23 protein-coding genes and 1 tRNA gene are annotated in these 23,553 nt (G+C 70.9%); 15 read left to right on the top strand and 9 right to left on the bottom strand.

The window, feature by feature from the left end; all coding sequences use genetic code 11:
* Positions 1-126: 126 nt before the first annotated feature.
* Positions 127-200: transfer RNA gene (locus tag AB0D94_RS02185), tRNA-Gly, on the top strand.
* Positions 201-432: 232 nt separating this feature from the next.
* On the opposite strand, the gene AB0D94_RS02180 is transcribed toward AB0D94_RS02185, so the two are convergent.
* From AB0D94_RS02180 to AB0D94_RS02155, 6 genes are all read right to left on the bottom strand, one after another.
* Positions 433-930 (bottom strand): signal peptidase I, encoded by a 498-nt coding sequence (locus tag AB0D94_RS02180; RefSeq protein ID WP_362044337.1) that lies wholly within the window; start codon positions 928-930, stop codon positions 433-435.
* A 17-nt stretch (positions 931-947) separates the two neighbouring features.
* Complete coding sequence (locus AB0D94_RS02175) at positions 948-1,610, bottom strand: hypothetical protein (RefSeq protein ID WP_362044335.1); 663 nt, start codon at positions 1,608-1,610, stop codon at positions 948-950.
* Between the two features lie 108 nt (positions 1,611-1,718).
* Positions 1,719-2,387 (bottom strand): response regulator transcription factor, encoded by a 669-nt coding sequence (locus AB0D94_RS02170; protein ID WP_362044333.1) that lies wholly within the window; start codon positions 2,385-2,387, stop codon positions 1,719-1,721.
* Positions 2,388-2,504: 117 nt separating this feature from the next.
* Positions 2,505-3,674 (bottom strand): histidine kinase, encoded by a 1,170-nt coding sequence (locus AB0D94_RS02165; protein ID WP_362044331.1) that lies wholly within the window; start codon positions 3,672-3,674, stop codon positions 2,505-2,507.
* 76 nt (positions 3,675-3,750) lie between these two features.
* Positions 3,751-4,854: a peptidoglycan-binding protein gene (locus AB0D94_RS02160; protein ID WP_362044329.1), complete on the bottom strand. Its 1,104-nt coding sequence runs from the start codon at positions 4,852-4,854 to the stop codon at positions 3,751-3,753.
* 200 nt (positions 4,855-5,054) lie between these two features.
* The gene (locus AB0D94_RS02155; RefSeq protein WP_362044327.1) at positions 5,055-5,984 is read right to left on the bottom strand and encodes an SPFH domain-containing protein; all 930 of its coding nucleotides are present in this window, start codon (positions 5,982-5,984) and stop codon (positions 5,055-5,057) included.
* A gap of 228 nt (positions 5,985-6,212) precedes the next feature.
* Here AB0D94_RS02155 and AB0D94_RS02150 point away from each other — a divergent pair, with 228 nt between their 5' ends.
* Positions 6,213-6,620 (top strand): SsgA family sporulation/cell division regulator, encoded by a 408-nt coding sequence (locus AB0D94_RS02150; protein WP_362044325.1) that lies wholly within the window; start codon positions 6,213-6,215, stop codon positions 6,618-6,620.
* A gap of 3 nt (positions 6,621-6,623) precedes the next feature.
* Here the strand turns inward: AB0D94_RS02150 and AB0D94_RS02145 are convergent, their stop codons facing one another.
* The 3 genes from AB0D94_RS02145 to AB0D94_RS02135 all read right to left on the bottom strand — a co-directional run bounded on the left by AB0D94_RS02145 (position 6,624) and on the right by AB0D94_RS02135 (position 9,989).
* Entirely contained in the window at positions 6,624-7,205 is a 582-nt protein-coding gene (locus AB0D94_RS02145; RefSeq protein WP_362044323.1) for a DUF3152 domain-containing protein, read from the bottom strand.
* Between the two features lie 194 nt (positions 7,206-7,399).
* A complete protein-coding gene (locus AB0D94_RS02140; protein ID WP_362044321.1) occupies positions 7,400-8,461 on the bottom strand; it encodes a hypothetical protein in 1,062 nt (353 codons plus the stop codon).
* A 601-nt stretch (positions 8,462-9,062) separates the two neighbouring features.
* A complete protein-coding gene (locus AB0D94_RS02135; RefSeq protein WP_362044319.1) occupies positions 9,063-9,989 on the bottom strand; it encodes a helix-turn-helix domain-containing protein in 927 nt (308 codons plus the stop codon).
* A 257-nt stretch (positions 9,990-10,246) separates the two neighbouring features.
* Between AB0D94_RS02135 and AB0D94_RS02130 the strand changes: the two genes are divergently transcribed.
* From AB0D94_RS02130 to AB0D94_RS02070, 13 genes are all read left to right on the top strand, one after another.
* Positions 10,247-10,429, top strand: coding sequence for a hypothetical protein (locus AB0D94_RS02130; protein WP_362044317.1), 183 nt, complete (start codon positions 10,247-10,249; stop codon positions 10,427-10,429).
* 1,168 nt (positions 10,430-11,597) lie between these two features.
* Positions 11,598-12,599, top strand: coding sequence for an LLM class flavin-dependent oxidoreductase (locus AB0D94_RS02125; protein WP_362044315.1), 1,002 nt, complete (start codon positions 11,598-11,600; stop codon positions 12,597-12,599).
* On the top strand, positions 12,587-13,552 hold the full coding sequence (locus AB0D94_RS02120; protein WP_362044313.1) for a pyridoxal-phosphate dependent enzyme: 966 nt from the start codon (positions 12,587-12,589) through the stop codon (positions 13,550-13,552). The genes AB0D94_RS02125 and AB0D94_RS02120 overlap by 13 nt, the downstream gene beginning before the upstream one ends.
* Positions 13,549-14,316: an aspartate/glutamate racemase family protein gene (locus tag AB0D94_RS02115; protein WP_362044311.1), complete on the top strand. Its 768-nt coding sequence runs from the start codon at positions 13,549-13,551 to the stop codon at positions 14,314-14,316. Before AB0D94_RS02120 ends, AB0D94_RS02115 begins: the two co-directional genes overlap by 4 nt.
* Complete coding sequence (locus AB0D94_RS02110; RefSeq protein ID WP_362044309.1) at positions 14,313-14,909, top strand: DUF6875 domain-containing protein; 597 nt, start codon at positions 14,313-14,315, stop codon at positions 14,907-14,909. Before AB0D94_RS02115 ends, AB0D94_RS02110 begins: the two co-directional genes overlap by 4 nt.
* Entirely contained in the window at positions 14,906-15,967 is a 1,062-nt protein-coding gene (locus tag AB0D94_RS02105) for a class I SAM-dependent methyltransferase (RefSeq protein WP_362044308.1), read from the top strand. Before AB0D94_RS02110 ends, AB0D94_RS02105 begins: the two co-directional genes overlap by 4 nt.
* Positions 15,964-17,103, top strand: coding sequence for an ATP-grasp domain-containing protein (locus AB0D94_RS02100; protein ID WP_362044307.1), 1,140 nt, complete (start codon positions 15,964-15,966; stop codon positions 17,101-17,103). Before AB0D94_RS02105 ends, AB0D94_RS02100 begins: the two co-directional genes overlap by 4 nt.
* Complete coding sequence (locus tag AB0D94_RS02095; RefSeq protein WP_362044306.1) at positions 17,096-18,259, top strand: hypothetical protein; 1,164 nt, start codon at positions 17,096-17,098, stop codon at positions 18,257-18,259. The genes AB0D94_RS02100 and AB0D94_RS02095 overlap by 8 nt, the downstream gene beginning before the upstream one ends.
* Complete coding sequence (locus tag AB0D94_RS02090; protein WP_362044304.1) at positions 18,256-18,918, top strand: hypothetical protein; 663 nt, start codon at positions 18,256-18,258, stop codon at positions 18,916-18,918. Before AB0D94_RS02095 ends, AB0D94_RS02090 begins: the two co-directional genes overlap by 4 nt.
* Entirely contained in the window at positions 18,915-20,558 is a 1,644-nt protein-coding gene (locus AB0D94_RS02085) for an asparagine synthase-related protein (protein ID WP_362044303.1), read from the top strand. Before AB0D94_RS02090 ends, AB0D94_RS02085 begins: the two co-directional genes overlap by 4 nt.
* Positions 20,559-20,584: 26 nt before the next feature.
* Positions 20,585-21,214: a 2OG-Fe(II) oxygenase family protein gene (locus tag AB0D94_RS02080; protein WP_362044301.1), complete on the top strand. Its 630-nt coding sequence runs from the start codon at positions 20,585-20,587 to the stop codon at positions 21,212-21,214.
* Between the two features lie 11 nt (positions 21,215-21,225).
* Positions 21,226-23,013 carry an asparagine synthase (glutamine-hydrolyzing) gene (asnB, locus tag AB0D94_RS02075; RefSeq protein WP_362044299.1) on the top strand — a complete coding sequence of 596 codons (1,788 nt, stop codon included), beginning with the start codon at positions 21,226-21,228 and terminating at the stop codon, positions 23,011-23,013.
* A gap of 252 nt (positions 23,014-23,265) precedes the next feature.
* The coding region (locus tag AB0D94_RS02070) for a hypothetical protein (RefSeq protein ID WP_362044297.1) at positions 23,266-23,553 on the top strand (288 nt) is incomplete at its 3' end.

Genomic DNA, 23,553 nt, shown 5'->3' with positions numbered 1-23,553 from the left:
GCCCAACTCCCGCCCCCACACGCCTCCGTGCACACCGCACATGACAACGACCCCACGGAAATTCACCGGGGGTCGATCATGGGGTAGAGTGAGGCACGATACGGCTCCAGGCAACTGGAACGCTGTGCGGATGTAGTTTAATGGTAGAACATGAGCTTCCCAAGCTTATAGCGCGGGTTCGATTCCCGTCATCCGCTCCATGACAAAGCCCCAGGTCAGCGACCTGGGGTTTTCGTGTTGTCTGGACCTCTCAAGGTCGGCGCGCCCTTTCGTGTGCCACAAGTGCCCTCGTAGGGCCCCAGATTGGGCCCCGAGTCGCCACTCGCCACGACAGAGCGTTCGAGCAGCCCCGAATATCGAGACGGTGCGCAGAAATGGCAGCTCCATGCCGAAGCCCCAGGTCAGCGACCTGGGGCTTCAGTGTTGTGCCTGCTACCGCGTGAAGAGGGGGTTTTCTCTGCAGCCACGCAGCAGCAAGGCGTATCCGAGCACGACCGCGGACAGGTACTCCCAGCGGCCGTCCTCTTGCCAGAGCCAGGGGACGCCGACCCAGGGGATGACCGCCGCGACGACGCCTTCCAGCTTGTCCGGTGTCACCGGCATGGTGTCCGGCCCACGGTTGGCGTCGCCCTTGGTCACGTACGTGGTGCCCTGCCGCTCGATCGCCCGGTGGGTCGTGAGCCTGCCCCCGTGCGTGTCGTCGTGGAAGGCGATGACCGCTCCGCCCCCGACCGAGTGGGCGCCGACGGGCTGGACGGCGACCACGTCACCGCGGCTGAGCGCCGGCTCCATGGACCCCGAGACGACCACGGACGGGCTCCACCCCCACGCCACGGCTGCCACGGGCAGACACATCAGCGTGGTCACCATGGTGACGATCGTCCGGCACCCTGCCACCCGCAGGACGTGCCACCAGCTCTCGTCGTCCACGGCCGGATACTCCAGGGTCAGCGGTCGCGCTCTTCGTCGACCTGGGCGCCGAGGGCGAAGCTGACGCTGTTGTTCTGGGCCGCCGCCGGGGCGGCCGTGTCCAGGTACCAGCCGATCTGGACGTCGAACTGGTTCTTGTTCTTGTCCTTGTTCAGAAGCAGGCCCTCCTGGACCACCGAGTTGCCGCCGGAGCCGGCTTCGATCCACTCGGCGAGGGTGTGCGAGACCTCGTACTCCGAGGCACGGTCGCCCTTGCGCTCGATGTCGAAGTCGATGTGCAGGTGCTTGGCCAGCTCGGACTTGGCGGCGTCCGAGAGGACGTTGCCCTGGGCGTCCTTGGCGATGAAGTTCTTCATCAGGACCGCGCCGATGCTGCCCGGCACCATGGCGGGGTCGGCCTCGAAGGTGTAGGTGACATTGGTGAAGGAGTCCGCGTCATCCCGCGGGCCGCTCGGCTTCAGGTCCTTGACGGTGACGACCGCCGTGTTCGGCTTGCTGCTGGTGACGTCGGCCTTCGTCCACTTGCCCGACTCGATGGTGTTGCCGTTGTTCCAGGCCGAGGCCGTGACCGTCGCGTGCGTGGCGCCGAGCACCATCGCGCCGGACGCCAGCACACCGACCGGGATCGCGGCGAGCTTCGACCAGCGCTTGATGCGGCCCGCCTGCATTGCCTTACCCATGGAAATTCCTCCGATAAAGGTGGGCCACGCCGCTCCGGCGTGGAGTACCCGCCAAGATCAGACCGCGGTGGGGAGGGCCGTAAGTTGCTCCCGCCATGGCGGAGGTGATCACCTTCCGTCGTCGAGGAGCCCCGCCTGGTGGGCCACGATGGCGGCCTGAGTGCGGTTGTCGACCTTCAAGGCGGTCAGCAGACGCGACACGTACGCCTTGACCGTGCCTTCCGTCAGGTACATCCGCCGGGCGATGCCGGCATTGGACAGACCTGTTCCGAGGTGGCGCAGGATCTCGCGCTGCTGGTCGTTGAGTGTCTCCAGGCCGCGCCGCTGCTCGGACGGGATCCCCGGCGCCTTGCCGCTGCGCGTGCGGGTGGCCGCCAGCAGGCGGGCGGCGGACGCCGAGGCGAGCACCGTGCCACCGGACGCAACCAGGCGTACCGCGCCGACGACCTGTTCGGGCGGTGCGTCCTTGAGCAGATAGCCGGCGGCTCCGGCCTCAAGGGCCTCGGTGACGCCCTCCTCGGTGTCGAAGGTCGTCAGCACCAGGACCGCAGGCGGATTGGGGAGGGCCAGGAGCTGCCTGGTCGCGGTGATGCCGTCCATGCCCGGCATCCGCAGGTCCGTCAGTACGAGGTCGGGGGCCAGCTCGCGGGCACGGGTCAGCGCCGAGGCGCCGTCGCACGCCTCGCCGACGACGGAGATGCCCTCGGCGGCGTCCAGCAGCATGCGCAGCCCGAACCGCACGAGCGGCTCGTCGTCCGTCACGAGTACACGGATCACGCCTGGCTCCCTCGGTCTGCTTCCCGTACCTGCCGGGGCCTTCGGCTTCCTGCCCATCGGAGGGTCGCACGGTGGTGGTCGACTTTGGTGAATGACCGGATCGCCACAAGTCGATCCTCAGGATTCACGGCGGTCGAAGCCGTCGAGCGGTACCGAGGCCGCGACCCACCAACCGCCCTCGGGGGTGGCCCCGGCGTGGAAGTCACCGCCCAGCAGGGAGACCCGCTCCCGCAGCCCGGTCATGCCGAACCCGCCGCCTGACGCCGCGGCCGGCGGGACGGGAAGACGTGCCGGGGCGTTGCGTACGGATGTCACGAGCACGCCGTCGGCCAGGCCGACCCGGATCTCGGTCTGCGCCCCCGGCGCGTGTTTCACCACGTTGGTCAGGGCCTCCTGGACGGTCCGGTACGCCGTGAGCGCGATCTCGGGTGGCACGGGGCCGGTCACCGCGGTGGTGAAGGTGATGCCGAGGCCCGAGGACCGGGCCTCCGTGACCAGGGCGTCCAGGTCGGCCAGCCGGTGGCCCGCGATCACCGAGTCGTCCCCGTCGCGCAACGCTCCCAGGACCTGCCGCAGATCGCGCATCGCGGCGCGGGCGGTGTCACCGACCGACCTGGCCAGCTGCCTGCTCTCGGGCCGCACGCCGGGGACGAACTCGATCGCTCCGGCGTGCATCGCGATGATCGCGATCCGGTGGCCCAGGACGTCGTGCATCTCGCGGGCCAGACGGACCCGCTCCTCCGCCTTGGTCTGCGCGGCCCGGCGCTCCCGCTCCTCGCGCAGCGCCGTGATGTTCCGCTCGTACGCGGTCGCCCCCAGCCCGAAGACGACGGGCAGCACGACATAGAAGGCCGAGTTCAGAAAATCCTCCACCACGGAGGATCCGAGGTGGCCGGGCAGGAGTGCCTTCAGGGGCACGAACACGGCGCAGCTGAACGCGATGACCGCCTGCCGCCTGCTTCGCTGATATCGGGCAAGGCCGTAGAGCGCGAAGAAGACGGGCGTGCGGGCGCCGTTGAGGACCAGGCCCGCCATGGTCAGCAGGGCCACCGCGAGCGGTGCCTGCCGCCGCCACAGGAAGCCGGCCGTGACCACGAGCGCGACCGCCGCGCTCGGCAGGATGCCCGTCACGAGGCCCGCCGCCGGTTTGAAGGCGCAGTGCACCGCGCCGACCGCGACCAGGCCCACGATCAGCAGGTCGGCTCGCAGCCACCGGGTCCGCCCGGCCGGTGCCATGAGCGTGCGGTACCAGCGCTCGAAGGCATCCGGGCGGGCGGAGGCGGTCACAGAGCTCCTTGATCAAATATGGATAATTCACCAAATTACGACACACATTATGCCTGTCGTATCGGACGGCGATGCCCTACGAGAAGAGGAGCCGCCAGGTGTGGGCGCCCGGGTAGCCGTCCGCGTCCGCGCCGCGCCAGCCCTGCGCCCGCTGGAACGCCTCCACCGCGCGGCGGTCGCTCTCGCTCCAGACCGGCCCCGGCCCCGAGGCGTACGCCTGACCGAAGCCCTTGCTCACCAACTGTTGGCCGAGGAGCGTCACGTGCGGGTTGGTCCGGCCCGGGCCGAAGGACGAGGCACCCGGGAATTCGGGCGGCCGGCCTGCGGGCCGCTCGCCTCCGTGCTCGCCGCCGACGATGTCGTTGCCCCTGCCCTCGACGAGGAGCCGCCACGTCCCGGCGCCGGGTGTGCCGTCCGCATCCCCTCCCGACCAGCCTTGCGCCTGCTGGAACGCCCGGGTGGCCGCTTCGTCGGCCGCACCCCAGCCAGGACCAGGCCCCTCTCGGTAGAAGCGCCCGCCACCACGGGCCACCAGCATCGAGCCGAGCCGGGTGACGTACGCATTGCGCGCACCGGGTCCGAAACTGCCCGCACCGGGGAAAGCCGTTCCGGCCTGGCCCTCGCCGCCCCCGCCGCCGCCCAGGTTCTTGTAGCGGTAGGGGACGTAGGACGAGGAGTGCGAGAAGTAGGCGTAGGGAGCGGTCCGCTTCACCGCGCCGCGGCTGCCCGACTGCTCCATCACCGTGTAGCGCGTGTGCGCCTGGTCCGCCCATCCCGCGAAGAGGACCGCATGTGAACCACGCGAAGGATCCGCCGGGTTGTGGAAGAGGAGCATGTCACCGGGCTGCAGCTCCTCCTTCGTGATGCGCACGCCGAACTGGTCCAGGTCACCCGTCCAGTGGCTCTCGCCCAGCCCCCAGGCCATCGACACGAAGCCCGAGCAGTCGGTGCGGTACCCCTGGTAGTAGGCGCTGCCGCTGTACGGCACTCGGGCGTCGACCCACGCCTGGGCCCGGGCGAGTATCCCGGCACGCGTCGAGGTCCGGCGGGCAGCGGAGAGGGTGGGGGACGCGGCGGCACCGGCCGGGGCCATCGCGGGCCGCCCTGCGGGGGCCTGGACAGCGGCATGGGCCTGAGCACTGCCCAGGCCCGCGACCGCCAGCCCTGCCAGCGCCGTCACGGCAGCGATCCGGGGCCTACGTGCACAGGCCGTCGGCGAGACCGCCGGCCGCGCCGACGGAACGGCGGCTGCGGCTATGCAGCCCGGGCAAGCGCAGTCGGACCTCAGAGGCAGTTCACGGAATGTGGGCAAAGGTATGGGGCGCATGATCCGGCACTCTCCATTCATGATCAACAATTGCGCTGATCATCGGAGGAGAGTCAGGGCCGACCGTCGACATTCACCGAGCCGTCGGTGAACGGACCGGCTGACGAACGGACCGGGGGTTCCCTCCTTCGGCCGGGCATCGAATCACGAGCCGCATAGAACGCCACCGACAAGTCCCTGACCAATTCGGACCGCTGGATTTCGTCGAGCGAGACGACGTCCCGCTCCACAAGCCGGTCGACGGTGGCCGTGACGGTGTCCACCATGTTGTCGGCGACGGCCTGCCTCAGCTGTGCATTCAGGACGAACAACTGCTGGCTCCGCAGTGCCCCCACGACATCGGGCGCGTACGCGATGTGAAAGGGCTGAACGGAATAGACATCGAGGCCGACGGCACGGCACTCGGCAGCGACAGTGGCGGTGAGCTCCTCCCCCAGGAACCCGAGGTCGCCGGACGGCGGGGCGTCTCCGAAGGCGTCGACGTTCCGCGACGTCGACATGACCCGGCAGACGGCAGCCTCCACGACGGCGCCGAGGTACGCCTCGTGGTTCTCCACGCCGAAGACCGCGCGCGCCGTGTCACGCGCCCGCCAGACGACCAGAACGACCGCCCCGAAGGCGGCGCCGTCGCGGTCCACGGCCCGTATCTCGTCGCTGCGCCAGTGCCGCAGGCGTACGTCGACCGGATGCCGACGCAGCAGGGGCGGCATCCAGAGAAGGCCCGTCCTGCGGACCGTGCCCCGGTAGCTGCTGCCCAGGCTGAGGACGACGGCGGTGTCGTCGCGTCCCCAGGTGAGCCCGGATACGGCGTAGGACGCGCAGAGGGCACAGAACCCGGCCGCGATCCAGAACCCGGCCGCGATCCAGAATCCGGTGGTGGGCCACTGCGGGTCCGGCAGCACCGCCGCGGCGCCAGGCACACGCACCCCGGCGAGCGCGAGCAGGACCACGCAGGCGGCGGTGTTCAGCGCTGCCGCGGCCAAGGCCGCCCACCCCGAAACGGCCCGGCCGCGATGCTCTCGCACCTCGGGAAGGCGCGGCGCCCGGAGAGCGCGAGGCCCGTCCGCCCGTACCGGCCCCGGGTAAGGGGTACGCGTTTCCTCTGCCGGGATCTCCCGGCTCCCGTTCTCCCTCATGACTCGCACATTCCTCTCGAACTTTCATTTACGAATTCACGAAAGTTGCAACAACCCGTGGAAGGATCCGAAATCATGAACCGGAGCATTGACGCCAACTTCTTCATGCGGTTGGAGAGCGCAGACAGGCGGTTTCCGATCCTGACGCGTCTCCACTACGACGCACAGCGACCCTTCGAAATGACGGTGACATTCCGCGGCATCACGGGGGAGACTCCCGTGGTGTGGACCTTCGCTCGCGACCTGATGTTCGATGGGCGCCTGCACCTCGTCGGCCTGGGCGATGTGCGGATATGGCCGATTCGTGTGGAGCAGAGCACGCGGGTCTACCTCAGCCTTTCCTCCGACAGCGGCGAGTGTCTTGTCTCCGCCTGCATCACCCACATCAACATGTGGTGTCGACGGATGTCGGCCCTCGTACCGCCGGGCACCGAGCACCGCCATTTCGATCTCGACCGGGAGGTGGGGCTGCTCCTGCGCTAGCGTTCAGGGATAGGGCCACGGGTTGGGTGCGCAGGTGAATGCACCCGACCGAAGAGTCTTGGTCTGCTGCATCATCACCGGAGCGGGGGCGTTGTCCGCCGTGCAGGACTCGTGACCGTGGCCGATCCGGTGCCCGACCTCGTGGTTCACCACCATCTGGCGGTAGCCGGGCATGTCGTCCCCGTACGTCGTCGATCCCTGCGCCCAGCGATAGGCATTGATCATCACGCGTTCCGTGTTCTGCGCGTCACAGGACACCGTCTGTTCCGACGTGTCGAGACCCGCCTTGGCACACCATGCGTCCACCGTCCCCGGACTCGCGAACGTGATCACGAAGTCCGCCTCTGCGGCGGACACCCGCTCGAAGGAGAGGGCGCCGTCATGCGTCCAGCCACGGGGGTCCGCCAGCGTCCGCTCGACGGACGAGGCGATGTCCGCGCCGTCGAACCCCCGGTCGGCCAACCCGTCCTCGATGTCGACCCGGTAGCGCAGCACGCGGCCGGCTCCGACCGCGGGCGAGGGCGTCTCGTGCACCCCGACCGTCGCGAAGGCTCCGCCCAGCGCGAGCTTGCGGTCCAGGGGCAACCGCCCGGCGGGATCGGTGCTCGGCGTGTCAGCCGGGGCCGTCCGAAGAGTCGGCCCGACGGTCACCGATGCTGCACTCGCTTGCTCGGCCGTACCCTGTCCAGTCCCCGATATGAACCACCACGCCGCGGCAAGCGAGGCGGTCATCCCGAGGTAGTGCCGTACGCCGACGGTGTGTCGGCGGCCAGGCCACGTCATATGTCCACCCGTGGCGAGGAGCCTGCACGGGCAGGCATGGCGGCGGGCCGCACCACCGCGTCGATGAGCTGACGGTAGAGCGTGTTGCTGCGCCGGATCTCGGCCACTGCCCGCTCGTAGACTCGCGCCACCTGGGCATGCGACCGGGCGAGGTCGCGCACCTGGTACCCGACCTCGTCGAGCGGCACCAGCGCCTGCGCCTGCTCTCGCCCCAAGTACCGTCTGGCCTGAGGCCGTGCCACCAGCCCGTTCTCCAGCACCCGCAGTCCGAGCAGCGATTCGATCGCCTGCTGGAGCGGCGTGACGAGGCGCGGCGGAAGGCAGTCCGGGGCTCGGGGGGCGTCGGCGGCGAGCGTTTGTGCCGCGACCAGGCCGATCGCCGGGCAGGTTGCACCGCCCATGGCTGTGAGCCGCGTGCCCAGCACCTCCTGTACGAGGCTCTGGATCCGGATGATCCGTTCCAGCGCCCGGATCGCGGTCAACGGCCTCGCGCCCGCATGCTCCAGCTGATGGGATTTCAACAGCACGGCCGCGTTGATCGAATCGATCCGCGCGGCCGTCGCGAGCAGCAGGTCGATACGGCTGAGACTGTCGGTGCCCGACCACGTGAGAACAGCATTGGCGGCGTCCCCCGGCGCTTCGGCGGCGGTGTGGTTGACGATGGCGAGCAGCGGCGCGGCGGCGAACCGAGCCGTACCGATGCGCTGCGCGACCGCCGCCCACAGACCCGCGAAATGTACCGGGACTCCGGCCACCGGGACGCCCGCGCCGGACACGACGGCGGGCCAGCCGCAGTTGACGCTGATCGCGGCGAGGCGGAGCGCCACGGCCTCGACCTCGCCCTTGGCGAGCCGGGCCGCCCGGATGCGCAGGCACGCCATGCCGGGGCCGTTCCAGCGATCGCCGGCGATGTAACGGGCACCGTGGACGCTGGTCGCCCCCATCGTCTCCTGTACGTACCAGTCCAGCGAGCGCCACAACCCGGTCAGCGGCCGGTGGACGGCGGGCCGCTGGAACAAGGGGATGCACGCCGCGGCGGTGACGGATCGAAAGGTCATCAAGAAGTCTCCAGGGGCGCCGATGAGGCTCGCATCGCGTTTGTGCGAATGCCAGGTCGATGCCGAGTGAGACTATGCGGACATTTCAGGCCAATAGGAGTGGCCCTGGTTCTCTTAGGGAATCCGCCCCATCCACTTCCGTGAACCGGGACGCGCCTCAGAGGGCCGGCACAGTATGCGCGGGCCCCTGGTCGGCACCGTCGAATGAACACCGGGCTCCGACAGCACATCCAGCGAAGCGGCCTGTGGCGGGTATCTGCAGGTCAGATGGCATGTCGCCGCACACCGAGCCACAGATTCCCAAGCTTATAGCGCGGGTTCGATTCCCGTCATCCGCTCTTGAGAGAAGGCCCAGGTCAGCGACCTGGGCCTTCTCACGCCGGAACGTCTCGAATGACGAGACGCACGTCAAATGACCTGCACGACACGCCGCAGGGGTGCGGCCCGGGTGGCTGCCCGGACCGCGCCCCTGTACGTCACCTCCGCCGAGCCGCTCCGACGGGAGCAGCGAGTGGGGGCACGATCTTGTGGATGGTGGCGGTCGCGCCGGCGCCCGATCCCCCGGCGGCAGCCCCGGCGGGCCTCTTCCCCGGGGTCCTTCTCAGGCTTCCCGACCGGTCTGACCGGTGTCGGGCAGACCGCGCTCGGCAGCAAGGAAGCCCGCCTGGAAGCGGCTGTCGGCGCCCACCTCCGCCATGAACTCGGACACGTGGCGTCGGCAGGTCCGCAGCGACATGCCCAGCCTCCGCGCGATGGACTCGTCCTTGGCTCCGTCCGCGAGCATGCGGATGATGGCGCTGCGGAGGCTGTCGGCCGTGACGGCGGTGTACGCGGGGGCGAACGGCTCGGCCAGGTTCCAGGTGGTGCTGAAGACGGAGCACAGGAACGCCACGGCCGACGGCTCGCGGACGATCACCGCCGCGTTCGGATTGTCCCATGTCGGCAGGAAGGCCGTCTCCCGGTCAAAGATGATCATCTTGCCGAACAGTTCGCCCTGGGTGCGGACTTCCGCGCCGACGGCGGTCAGCCTCTCGATGTACTCCTGGGTGGGCGGGCTGTACCGGGCGGTGTGCTGGTACAGCGTGCGCATGGCGATGCCGCGTTCCAGCATGGCCAGGTCCCTGGGCAGGGCGCGTTTCAGGTGATCGGCGGGCCGGCCGCCGCCCGGCTGGACGGTGAGCACCTCGCGGCTGCACCGCGCGGTGGCGTCGGAGATCAGCGCCATCACCCGGTCCCGGGTGCTCACGAGCTCGATGGCCCCCGAGTCCTGGCGCCCCTGGTGGGCCAGTTCGTACAGCGGGCTCAGGGCGTTCAGCCGGGCCCGTGTGTTCTCCAGTTGGGCCAGGCGCTGGCGCAGCTCGTTCTCCTCGGCTCCCACCAGTTCCGAGGCCGCGGTGCGCGGGCTGACCGCCGAGAGCGTGCCGTCCGCGCCGCAGTACAGCAGCCGGTCGGCCATGAGCCGCTTCGCCGCCTTATCGGTCTCCTCCCGTGACAGGCCCAGCGCTTCCGCCAGGGTGTCGGCCGGCACCCGGCCATGGGTCAGGACGTGGCCGTATATGCGGACATCTCGTTCATCGAAGCCTGCGGAGTGGTCAGTATCCAAGGCTATGTCCATTATGTCCCCCCTCTGTTTCGTGCACTGCAGCTTGGTGGCGGCTGGCAGGTATGGACCGGCGGTCCTGGTCGAGAGATTCTTGAGGTGTGCGGAGGGGAGGGAAAGTCCCCGGAAAGCGCCTCAGAAATTCAGTAATTCCGTTTGACGGTTCGCGTGTCCCGGAGGATGCCATGAAGCTTGCCAAGTTCCTGACTGCCGCTGCCCTTGCCTTTGTCGCGATCGGATTTGCGGGGCAGGCGGAATCGGCTGGGTTCGCGGACGCGTCCGGGCAGGAATCCGTAGTCGGCACCCCCGTCACGGCGAACGACACCGAGTGGGGCTGCGAGACGCGCGACTGCAAGCCGCTCAGCTGAGTTTCCGAGGTCGAGCCTTTCGGGGCATCCTCCCTCCGACGCCCTATCCGAGCGGAGGAGGTGAATATGAAAATCCCGCCCGCGCCTCCTGGAACATCCCGGAAACGTGGCGCGAAATTGGTCGTGGCGGCCGCGGTTATCCTGGCCGTATCCGCGCCGGTCCTGATACTGGGTATCTGCCGCAGCGCGAGGGGTACCCGTCCGCCCCGAGGGCAGCCCCCGCTGCCCTCGATGTCGGATATCAGCGGCCATCTGGGCACGTCCTGGTGATCCGGGTTTCATCTATCCACTCCCCATCCCCGTGCTGGGGAAATCATGCCACGTATATGCCCCCGACACTGTCAAGTGTCAGGGGCCGGGGACTGTCAGGTCCCGCCGCCGGCTTTCGGCGCGCGGCGGGACCGTACCCGTGAATCCTTTCCGGGCGCGGCCCGGCGGACGTCGAGCCTCCCACTCCGTCCGGTCCGGCACCCGCCCCGCTCCCGTACGGGAGCGCACCTGTGTACGAAGCCGGGTGCCGTGACAGCCCCCGGGCTACCCCGAGCCTTCCGTTTCTCGCGCCGGCCCTTCGCGGCGGAGCCCGGACCTCCGTGCCGATCGCCGCCGCCATCGCGGACGCGGTCCAGCAACGCCCGCCTGCCGACCCGCCGGTTGGCGCCACGCCCGGTGACACCACGACGACCCACACCCCGCCCGGACACCCTCCGGTTCGGCCCTGCGTATGCCGTTCCCGGTCTCCGGAAACGTTCAGCCCCGGCGAGGAAGGATCTCGCCGGGGCTGACCCATGCGCTGAGCGAGCCCCCCATGGCCGGCGAGGGCCCCTCGCCCCCACTCCTGCGTGAACTGCCCGGAGGCGCCTGGTGGGGTCTCCTCAGGAATGCCCCTCATGGAATTCCGCAATTTCCTCGACCTGTTTCTGGCGCTATTCCTGACCGATACCGCGCTCGATTCGACGCCTTGCGTGCACAATGTCCCATTTGGCACCCGTTCCCCTTCGTGCAAGACCACTTGGTGAGCCCCCCGGACTATGGCCCGACGGCCCCAATGTCGGCAGGCTGGGATCACGAGGCCGGGCCTTCCCGGTATTCCTCCCTTTTCCTCCTCCGCCTATGAGCGGTCCAGCGCCCCAGCCCTCCCTTGCGTACGCCACACCCCCAAGGAATCCGCATGCGTTTCGGTCTGTTCTTCCTGCCCGCCGACTGTCCCGACCGCCGCTGGTCGGCCACCGAGACCTACAAGGACCTGATCGACTGTGCGGTGGAAGCCGAGCAACTCGGCCTGGATTCCGTGTGGTTCGCGGAGCATCATTTCTCGACGTACGGTGGATTCGTGCCGAACATCCCGGTACTGGGCGCCGCCGTCGCGGCGCGCACCGAGCGGATCCGGATCGGCTCCGCGGCGACGGTCCTGCCCCTGCGGGACGCCGTGGAGACGGCGGAGAGCTTCGCGATGCTCGACGTACTCAGCAACGGCCGCCTGGACGTCGGAGTGGGACGCGGCTTCCTGCCCAGCGAGTTCGCCGGACGCGGAGTCGCCATGGAGGACAGGGCGGGCCGGTTCACCGAGGGGCTCGCGGTGCTGCGCGGCGCGTGGGCGGACGGCCCCCTCACCTTCCACGGCGAGCACTACGCGCTGGACCGGGTGGACGTGCTGCCGAAGCCCATGCAGCGACCCGGGCCACCGCTCTGGATCGCGGCCTCCACCTCGCGCGAGTCCTTCGAGCTGGCGGGCCGTGAGGGCCTCCACCTCATGGTCAACCCCTACAACCGGGCGCCCGAGGAACTGGCCGAGGGCCTGGCCCGGTACCGGGAGGCACGCCGCGGGGCAGGGCTCGACGCCCACGGCGGACGGGTACTCGCCAACCAGCACCTGTTCGTGGCGCGGACCGAGGAGGAAGCCGCCGAGGTGCCCCGGCAGGGGCTGATGGAGTACCTCGGCGCGGTGGACACGGCCTTCGGCCGCCCCCTCGCCCCGCACGACTACGCCGACATCTACCCGGAGAAGGTGCTGTTCGGCACTCCGGAGACGGTCGCCCGGAAGATCAAGGAATGGCAGGCGGCCGGGATCACCGACCTCTCCCTGATGACCCGCTTCGGCAGTCTCGCTCCCGAGGCCGCGTCCCGCTCACTGGAGTTGTTCGCCCAGGAGGTCATGCCGTGCTTCGGGTAGCGCCCTCTCCCGCGGCGGCCCCGCCGCTGACCACCCCGCTCGTCTCCTACGGCGGCGCTCACGGCTGGCGCGAGCTGCTGCTCAAGGACGAGACCAGGCAGCGCTCCGGCGCCTTCAAGTACCGGGGTGTCTGGCGGCGTACTGGGTTGCTCCCCGCCGGCACCCTGCTGATCACCGCATCCACCGGCAACCACGCGTCGGCCCTCGCCGAGGCCGCCCGTGCCCGCGGCCAGCACGCCCGCATCTACGTCCCGGCCACCACCCCCGGCGCCAAACTCCAGCGGATCGCCGCCCAGGGCGCCGAGACCGTCCTGGTGGACGGCGGCTACGACGAGTGCGAGGCACTCGCGCGGGCCGAGGCCGACAGCGGCTGCGGGGTCTTCGTCCACAGCTTCGACGACTCCGAGACGATCGCGGGGCACCAGTCCCTCTTCCGGGAGGCCGCGGCCCAAGGCGGGCTGCCCGACATCGTCTTCGTCCCGCTGGGCGGCGGCGGGCTGATCACCGCCGCGATCCGGCAGTGGGGCGAGGCCGGAGTGCGCATCGTCGGCGTCGAGCACCGGAACGCCCCCGCGATGCGGGAGTCCCTCGCCGCCGGCCGCCGGATCCTGCTCGACTCCGCGACCGGCCTGCCCGAGGGCCTGCTGGTCCGCAGGATCGGCCGGATCCCGTTCGACGCCTGCCGGCACCGAGGCCAGCAGGTCACCGCCGTGGACGACGACGAACTCCACCGCGCCATGGCACTGCTCTGGACCCGGGCCCGCATCCGCGCCGAGGGCGCCGGCGCCGCGGCGTTCGCCGCGGCGCTGCGCGCGAGCGGCCCGGGGCTCCGGGCGCTGGCCGTGGTGTCGGGCGGAAACATCGACGAACCCGTCTGGCGCCGCTGCCTCGCCGCGGCCGGCGCCGGCCCTACCGACGCCCCCACCGGCGCCTCTTGGAGTGAGCAGGCATGAACCAGACCCAGACCTCGGGCCTGGCCGCCCCCGCCCGTCTCGGCGTGGTCGGCGGGGTGGGCCCGATCGCCACATCCGACTTCTATCTGCGCCTGGTCGCCAGCCACCAGCAGGCCACCGGCGGCGCCTACCCGGACGTGGTCACGCACAGCCTGCCGCTGCCCGCCGAGCTGGAACGCGCCTTCATCGCCGGCACCGCCGGACCCCGGCACCGCGCGGAGATCACCGCGCTGCTGCGGGACGCCCTCGACGTGTTCGAGCGGGCCGGTGCCGACCGCGTCACCCTGCCGTGCAACACCCTGCACTCCTACCTGCCCGATTTGCTCCGGGGCCGGTCGTTGCAGTGGATCGACATGGTCGGAGCGGTGCACCGGAGCATCGCGGCGCGCGGCTACGGCCGGGTGCTGCTGCTCGGCACCACCTCGACCGTGCGCTCCGGGCTCTACCGCGACGGGAACGGTGTGGAGTTCGCCGTCCCGGGGCCGGACGCGCAGCGCGAGGTGGAGCAGCTGGTGCTGGCCTGCCTCGACGGGGACCTGCGGGAGTTCCCCCCGGCCCGACTCCGCCGACTGATCCTCTCCGCGGGACCGCTCGACGCCGTCGTGCTCGGCTGCACCGACCTCCATCTGCTGCGTGACAGCGCGGACTTCGGGGTGCCGGTGGTGGACAGCCTCAGCTGTCTGGTCGACGCCTGCTCCCAGAGCCTGCTGGCCTCCCGCCAGGACACCACACCCGCGACTGCGCTCACCGGAGCGGTCCGATGACCGGCCTCGGCACGGTGCTCGACGCCGCTCGGGTCCTGGCCGATCCGGCGGCCCCCGCGTGGGCCGCCGAGACAGCTGCCTGGATACGCGACGAGGTCAGTGCCCCCGCTCCGGCGCTCGGCCGGGCCGGGGCGCTGTGCCCCTACGTACCGGCGGCGCTGAGGCGCCACCACATCGAGCTGGTCGAGTGCCCGCTGCCCCCCACGGACCCGGGCGCGCTGGACCGCTGGCTGCTCGCAGGGGCGGCGGAATTCCGTGCGGACACGGTCCGACGGCCGTCCGCCGAAGCGCTGTTGCGCTGCCTGGTGGTGGTGCACACGGGGCTGGCGGGCCAGGAGGCGCTTCTCACCGGTGTACGCACCCGCGTCAAGCCGCTGCTGCTCGCGGACGGGCTGACCACGGGCGAGTTCTTCCCCGCCAGCCCGGACACCAGTGTGCGCAACGCCGAGGTGCCGGTGGCCCGGTCACCCTGGCCGACGCTCGCCCTGCGCCATTCCACCCCGCACGACGAGCTCTTTCTCGCCGGCCAGCCGGAGCTGCACCGCATCTTCCGCGCGGCCGGCCCCGGAATCGACACGAGGACCGCATCATGAGCGATACCGCGACCATCGCGACCAGGGAGCCCACCGAGACCCCCGCGGCCATGCCGGGAGCCGCTGCCCGAGGCACCGTACGTCCCGGCGACAAGGACCTCTACTGCGTGGTGGGCCCCGAGCTCTTCGTCGCCGCAGAACACCTCCAGGGCCGGGAGTCGGTCGATTTCCGGGTGCTGGAAGACCAGGAGCAGTGCCTGGGTGTCCTGCACGCCGCCCGGTCCGCCGGCGTGGTCGCGCTGGTCCCGGACGAGGCGCTCCTGAGCCGTCCCGTCGCGGCGGTCGCCGAGGCCGTCCGGCTCGCCGTCCGCACCTTGGCCAAGACCTTCCGGGACGGCCTGCGGGAGTGGATGCTGGACGTCCCAGGCCCCCTCGACGAGGGGCTGCTGCCGTTGCTGGCCGAGGAGGGTTTCGAGCTGGCGCCGGAGAGCGGACTGCGCTCGGTCTGCCGCGACTTCACGCGCGGAGACCGGGAACGGGCCGCCAGCATGGAGGAGGTCTACGCGGACCCGTACACGGTCCCGTGGAACTTCGTACCGCTGGAGACCGATGTACTGGAGCGGCTGCTCGCGGGCACCCCGCCCGGCTCCCGGGTTCTCGACCTCGGCTGTGGCTACGGCAAGAACGCCAGGCAGCTGATCCCGCTCGGCTACCGGGTCGCGGGCTCCGACATCTCGGCCTCCGCCGTGGCGCGGGCCCGGCGGCTGCTGGGCCCTGGTGTGGAGCTGTCGGTGGCCGACGCCACCGCACTGCCCTGGCCCGACGCCTCTTTCGACGCCGCCCTGGACATCGGCTGCCTGCACTGCATGCCGGCCGAGGACCGGCCGGCCGCGGTGCGCGAACTGGCCCGGGTGCTGACCCCGGAAGGTGTCCTGTACTCGCGGATGTTCCGGCCCCGGCCCGCCCAGTGGCTGGCGGCGCAGCCGTTCCACACCACCGACTTCGGGCTGGAGGCCGGAGCGGCCGCAGCCCTGCTCGGCTCCGTCTTCACCGAGGTGGAGATCGAGAGCACCCCGCACGCCACCTACCTAGTCGCGAGAGGACCGGTGAACCGGTGACCGTGAACATTGTGCTGCTGCTCGGCGGTCGTAGCACCGAGCACGACGCCTCCCTGCACAGCTACCACCGGCTGCGCGCCGCGATCGAGGCCGCCCCCGGGCGGCTCTCGCTCTCGGCCGTCGCCTACCTCACCCGGGAAGGCGGTTACCGGCACTTCGGGCAGGGGCCCTGGCCGGAGACGGAGGAAGAGCTCCGCGCGGGCCCGGAGCTGCTGCTGCACGAGGGGCTGGACCTGCTGGCGGCCTCCGGCGCCTTCGTCTTCTCGCTGCTCCACGGAAACGAGGGCGAGGACGGTGCCTGGCAGGGCGTGGCCGAGGTCCTCGGCCTGCGCGGCAACTTCGGTCCCGTCCTCGCTTCGGCGCTGGGGATGGACAAGCGGCTCCAGTCCGTGGTGGCCCGCGACCTCGTCCCGGGGCTGCGGACCCCCCGCACCTGGATGCTGTCGCGGTCCGCGGCCGAAGCCCCCGGGGAGCCGGAGCGCTGGGCCGCGGAGGTGGCGGACGCACTCGACGGCCGGCCCGCCGTGGTCAAGCCCAACCGGATGGGCGCCTCGCTACTCACCGACCTGGTGTCCCGGCCGAGCGGTGCGGCGCTGGCCGAAGCCGTGGCCCGGGTCCTCCCGTACGACGACCAGGTCCTCGTCCAGGAGTTCGTCCCCGGCGCCGAGTTCACTTGCGGGGTGGTCCGTTCCGGCGGGCGCACCCTGGCGCTGCCGGTGGTGGAGGCCGTCACCGAGAACGGCTTCCTCGGGCACCGCGAGAAGCACGAGCACGGCCTGGTGCGGCCGCTGCTGCACACCGAGGACACCGAAGCCACCCGCCGGGTCAAGCAGGCCTCGGTCCGGCTCTTCGACGAGATGTCCGTCTTCGGATTCGCCCGCCTGGACTTCCTGCTGCACGAGGGCGAGCTGTACTTCCTGGAGATCAACACGCTGCCCGGCCTGATGGACGGCAGTGCCTTCCCCCGGATGCTGGAGGCCGCCGGCCTCGGCCTGGTGGACCTCGTCGAGGAGTGCGTCGCCGAGTACGGGCGCCTTCCGCTACGGAACAAGGTGCTCCCGTACCGCATCGATCACGGCGACCACGACGCCTCCACCCACGACCACGACCACCATGAGGAGATTGCCGGTGTCTGAGCAGCCGGGCGACCAGCAGGAAACACTGATCGTCTTCCCCAGCCCCACACAGCTCGAGACCGTCGGCAAGGCCGCGGCCCTCACGGGCGTGCCCCTGACGGTGGTGCTGCCCGACTCCGCCGGCCGCCCCGATATCCCAGGAGTGACCGTGCTCAGCGCCGCCGAGGTGGCGGCCCGCACCGCCGCGCCCCGCGGAGCCCGGGCGATGTGCTGCCACGAGAGCGGCGTGTACTGGATGGCCGAGCACCGCTCCGCGGTGGGCGACCCCAACTTCGCCGAGGTCTGCCTGCAGATGCTGGTGAAGACCAGGCTCGGCGCCGAGCTGAGCGGCCTCGGAGTGACCGTGGTCGAGAAGCGGAAACTGGACCAGGTGGAGGACCGGGCCGCGCTGCCCTACCCGCTCGTCGTCAAGCCCGACTTCGGCTTCGCCAGCATGCTGGTCAAGCGGGTCGCCGACGTACGGGCCCTGGACGCGTACGAGCGCTCCTTCCGGCAGCTGCGCGAACGCTCGCTGCTCACGGAGTACGACGCGTTCATCGCCGACTACCCGGACGCGGACCCGCGCGGCATCGTCGTGGAACCGGACCTCGGCGGCAGCACGCTCTTCCTCACCGTCCCCTTCCTGGTCCGTGACGGCGAGCTCGTCGGGTCGTTCCCGATCCGCGGCGTGGGCCGGCGCGGCGACGAACTCACCGACTTCCACTGGAACGCCTTCCAGTGCGGCGACGTGTCACAGGGAGCGCTGGCCGCCCTCGACCGGGACCTGCGCCTCCTCACCAAGGGCCTCGAACTGAGCGGCGGGGTGTACGAGATCGAGGCGCTCTGGGACGAAGAACGCGAGGTCCTGTACGTCCTGGAGTTCTCCCCACGCGTCACCGGGGGCTTCATCCCCGAACTCGTACGCCGTACCACCGGCGTGGATATCGAACTGCTGGGCCTGCTGTACTTCCTCGGAGTCGAACCCGGCCCCGGCACGGCCGCCGAGCCCTACCGGTCCGAGCCGCACCTGCTGGTGCTGCTCGGCGAAGGGGACGAGGCCCCGGAAACGGTCCGCGGGGTGGCCCCGGTCGCCACGCGGACCAGGCGGCTGGGCGACTCCGAGTTCCGCGACGTGATCTACCCCTGCCCCCGCCTGGTCTCAGGGCCGCTGCGGTGACGGGCACCGACGGGCGGCCGACCCCCCACGAGCCGGTCCTGATCGCCTTCGAAGGGCTGGACGGCACCGGGAAGAGCCACCTGACCACGGAGCTGTCCCGGGCGACCGGTGTCCCCCGGGTGTCCACGCCCGGGCCCGCGTACGACAGCCTGCGGCACGAGCTGCACGCCGCCGGCGGCTTGGCGTCGTACCTGATGTACCTCAGCGGCTGCGCCTGGGCCGTGGAATCGGCCCGTGCCTCCGGTGCCCCGGCGCTGGTGGCCGACCGCTACTGGTTCTCCAGCGCGGTCCAGCACGGCTGGAACACGGGGCTCACGCCGGGCGGCGCGCTCGCCCCGGCGGGCCTGCACGCCCTGCTGCCCCAGCCGCGCCTGACGGTGCTGCTGGTCGCCGACCGGGAAGCCCGGCTGCAACGGCTGGCCCGCCGCCGCCCGGTCGGCACCCCGCTCGGCGACAGCGGCCAGGCCTACGAGCAGTACTGGCTGGACTGCGCCGAGGTGCTCCGCGACGAGTCCCGCACCCGGCACTCGGTCCTGGTCCTGGATACCACCGTCAGCGACACCGCCCCACCGTTGGCCGAGCTCCTCGCCCATCCGGTGGTGCGCGGCATCGCGGAGGCGGCGGTGGGCCGGCTCGCCATGAGAGGGACGCGGCAGTGACCGTACGACTGGAAGAGCGCCGTGGCCGCGGGTTCATGCTGCGCGGCGAGACGCTGCGCATCGCCGCGGCCGAGGACGACCTCGGGGTGGCCGAGGCCGCCGGGGGACAGGTCACCCTGATCCTGCACGGATACCTGGACCTCGGCGAGGGCCCGGTCCTGACCGGGCACCGGGCCGCCGAGCGACTGGCCCGCACGTACGTGGAGCGCGGCGAGTCCTTCCTGGACGGAGTCGTCGGCGGATACGCGCTGGTCCTCACCGACGGCCGCAGCGGGCGGAGATACGCGGCACGGGACGCGGCTGGAGAGGGGAGCCTGTTCGCCGCCGAGTACGCGGGCCTGCTCGCGGTGGGTACCGAACCGGCGGAGACGGCCGCGGCCGTCGGCGCCGACCGGCCGAGCCTGGCCGCGTTCGCCCAGTTCCTGCTGCTCAACTACACGCTGGGGGACACCTGGTTCCTCGAAGGCGTCCGCCCCCTGACACCCGGCGTGCTGCACCTGCTCGCGCCCGACGGGATCACCCGGATCCGGACCACGTCCGGCTACCCCGGGCGGGGCGACGAGAACCTGCCCGCGCCCCGACCCGGTGAGCTGGCCGAGGCGCTCGCCGACGCGGCGCGGCGGCTGCTGGGCGAACAGGCGGCCCTGCACCTCAGCGGCGGTGTGGACACCTCGCTGATCGCGCACGCCCTGCGCCGTACGCCGGACTCGCGCGCACTGCGCACGTACAGCGCCTTCTACCGGGACGAGGACGCCGACCGGGTCTGGGCCGCGTCCGTCGCTGCGGAGACCGCCAGCGACCACCGCGAGCTGGCCATCCCCTCGGACGAGTCCTTCCTGGACGTGGTCGACGGCCTGGTTGGCGCGCTGGGCGCGCCGGTGATGGCGATCGGCGTACCGACCTTCTGGCACCTGGGCCGCGCGGCGGACCAGGGCGGCACCCCCGTGGTGCTCTCCGGCGTGGCCGCCGACCACCCCCTGGTCGGCTGGAACCGCCTGGACCGCCTGGAGGGCGCCCAGATCGGTCCCCGGGACCTTCCGGTGAGGTGCGCCGTGCACGTCGCGCCCGAGATCCTCGCTCCCTACCTCGTGGACGGAGAGCTCCGCGCCGCCACCGAGGAGGTACAGGAGAGGCTGCGGGAGCTGATGCCGTACGGGGAGTCACCGGCCCGGTCGATCGAACGCTTCCACGCGGAGCACTTCCTGCCGGAGCACCTGCGCTCGGCGGCGGTGGCCCACGGCCTGCACGGTGTGCGGGTACGGCATCCTTTCCTCGCACCCGAGGTGTCGGGTCTGGGCTTCCGCGCGGCACGCTCGCGCGAGGAGTCCGTCGGCAAGCGCTATCTGCGCCGGGAGCTGGACGCCCTGGGCTGCTGGGCCGGCGCCCGGCGGGGCAAGCAGCAGCAGGCCCTCTCCTTCGAGTCGTTCCGGGTCCTGGTACGCGAGCGCCTACTCGGCCAACTAGCCTCCGGGCCCGACCTGTTCGGCCTGGACGTGGGGCGGCTGTCCCGTCTCGCCGCCTCCGACCAGCCGGCCCCGGCCCAGGAACTGCGGCTCCTGTGGCTCGTCCACTCCTATCTGTCCTGGCGGGAACGGCGGCCCGCGGCCGTCGCCCCTGCCCCTGTCCTGCTGCCGCTGTGAGCGCGCAGCCCTCTCCGAGGAGCGCCATGACCCTCGTTGCCTCCGGGGCGGTCGTCGACCGCCACCGAGCCCCCTTCTCCTGGGCCCAGGTCTCGGACCTGTTGGATGCCGCGTACGCCGAAGAGCTCGCCGACCACTTCCCGTCCTCGGTGCTGCGGGAGTCCCGCAGCCCGCAGGGCCACTATCTGCTGCGCGACCGCACCCTGATCGAGGCCGGGGAGCAGACGGTCACGGCCGCCGCGCTGCACGGGGTGTGGCGGCAGTTGCTCGACTGGCTGCTCACCCCCGAGTACCGGACCTTCGTGAGCGAAGCCACCGGCGCCGACCTGGCGGGCTGCCGGCTCAAGGTGCGGCTGTGCGAGTACGGCCCCGGCACGTTCATGACAGCGCACACCGACCGCCCGGACCGGGTGGCCACCCAGATCCTCTACCTGTCCCGGTCCTGGGACCGGAGCTGGGGAGGCGGCCTGGACATCATGACCTCGCCGGACGACGCGGACCCGGCAGCGGTGGCCGCCTCGGTCTGGCCCCGGTTCAACACCTCGGTGCTCTTCGCCCGCAGCGACCACTCGTACCACGCGGTGCGTCCGGTCAGCCCGGACGCACCGGAGCTGCGGCGGACGCTGCTCGTCCAGTTCGTGGCCGACCCGAGCTGAGAGGAGACGCCATGTGTGGAATAGCGGCAGTACTCGGACCCGGCGCGGACCGGGAGACCGCGGCGGCCATGGCCGCGGTGCTGCGGCACCGGGGGCCGGACCGGACCGCCGCGGCGGCGCTGCCCGGCGCGGCCTTGGCCGCCACCCGGCTCGCCGTCACCGGCCCCGGCCCGGCCGGGGACCAGCCGATGCGGGGCGGTGGCGACAGGAGCCTCCTGGTGTTCAACGGGGAGATCCACAACCACCGGGAGCTCCGCACGCGGCTGCCAGGGCGCTCCTACCGGGGCGACAGCGACACCGAGACCCTGCTCGCGCTCCTGGACGAGTGGGGCGCGGACGCGCTGCCGCAGCTGGAAGGCCCCTTCGCCTTCGTGTACGCGGAGCGCGGCTCCGGCCGGGTGACGGTGGCCCGGGACCGGTTCGGCGTGAAGCCGCTCTACCTGGGCCGGCACGCCGGCCGGTGGTACCTGGCCAGTGAGATCAAGGCCCTCTTGGCCGGCGGGGTGCCGGCGCGGGTGAGCCCCGACGCGCTGCGGTCCGTACTCGCCGACTACTGGGTGAACGGTGCGCAGACGCCGCTCCAGGGCATTCGCCGGGTGCTGCCCGGTACGGTGCTCCAGTTCGGCGCCGACGGTGAACTGCTCAGCGAGCGGACCTGGTTCGAACCGGCCCAGCTGGTCGACGCGGAGGAGGAGGCGCGGCTGGCCGCGCTCTCCCCGGACGGCTGGGTGGACGAACTGGAGGCCGCCCTGCGGGCCGGAGTACGCCACCGGCTGCCGCAGGACGGCGTGGCCGGGGCGGGCGTGCTCTGCTCGGGCGGCCTGGACTCCAGCCTGGTCCTGGCCCTTGCCGGGGCCGAGGGCGCCCGGCTTCCCGCGTACGTCGCCTCCTTCGGCGACCAGCCCGAGGTGGACGAGACCCCCTGGGCCGCGCGGGCGGCCGAGGCCGCCGGAAGCCCTTTGACCTCGGTCCAGGTGGGCGCCGACGCCTGGCGGGAGCACTTCGCCGCGAGCGTCTGGCACTTCGAGTACCCGCTGGTGCACCAGAACTCCGTGGCGCTGGCGACCGTCGCGGCCCGGGCCCGCGCCGACGGGCTGCGGGTGCTGTTCTCCGGGGAGGGTGCGGACGAGCTGTTCGGCGGCTATCCCTCACGCCATCACGAACAGCGGTCGACCTTCGGTGCCGGCCCGCAGGCGCTGGAGACGCCAGCGCACCGCAACCGCGGGCTGCGCGAGGCCCTGGGCCTGCCGCCCGCCGGCGAGAGTGGTTACGAACGGGGCGTACGGGACTCCTTGCTGCGGGCCTTCGCCCATCTGCCCGAGGGGCGGCGCGAACTGGCCGCGGCCCTCGCCGGCGACACGCGGCTGTTCCTCAGCCACGGCCTCAACCGGCTGGACAAGAACCTGATGCAGGGGTCGATCGAGGTCCGCGAGCCCTTCCTCGACACCGGCGTGGCCTCCTTCGCGCTGAACTCCCCACTGGAGCGGCACCTGCTGCCGGTGCTCAAGGGGGGACTCGCGGCAGTGGCCAGGCGCCATCTGCCGGCCGAGGTCGTCGACCGCAAGAAATTCGGCTTCAATTTCTCCGTGTCCCGATATCTCCAGCGATTGGATCCGAAGCATCTGGAATCCGGGTTCCTGGGTGAAATTCTGGGCGTGCCCGCATCTGACTGGCGCACGATCTTGGCCGCAAGCGAGGAGCGCACGCTCTTCAGGATCTGGTCTGCGGAAATATGGTGCCGACTCTTCGCCGAAGGAGACAGCGTCGACGACGTCAACGGCCTGATCTGGCAGCACTAGAGCGCCCTGACCTGCAACAACCTTCACCCGCAATTCAATAAAGACCCCTGATATCGACCGTCCGAGAATGGGATAGGTCGATATCAGGGTTTCCCTTTTTCGGGCCTCGGAAGAGTTTTTGGAATTTGGTGGAAGTGGCTTGCGTATGGAGCTGGAAGTCGACTAGCTTGTGAATCACGCCGAGGCCGCAAGGGAATCGGAAAACGAAAAGCCGAAATCATTGGTTTCGGCTTTATGAGAAGGAGAATTCTCGTGGAGCGTCAGCACAAGGTCGGTATGCGTCCGTCTCTCGACAAGGCCGGTTCCGTCCGTCAGCACAAGGTCGGCATGCGTCCGTCCCTGGACAAGGCCGGTTCCGTCCGTCAGCACAAGGTCGGCATGCGCCCCGCCCTGGACAAGGCCGGTTCCGTCCGTCAGCACAAGGTCGGCATGCGCCCGTCCCTCGACAAGGCCGGTTCCATCCGTCAGCACAAGGTCGGCATGCGCCCGTCCCTCGACAAGGCCGGTTCCATCCGTCAGCACAAGGTCGGCATGCGCCCC

Origin of the sequence: Streptomyces sp. NPDC048255, from assembly GCF_040652415.1 — a bacterium.
In the GTDB taxonomy this organism is placed as follows: Bacteria; Actinomycetota; Actinomycetes; order Streptomycetales; family Streptomycetaceae; genus Streptomyces.
This window is presented reverse-complemented; position numbering and strand designations above follow the sequence as displayed.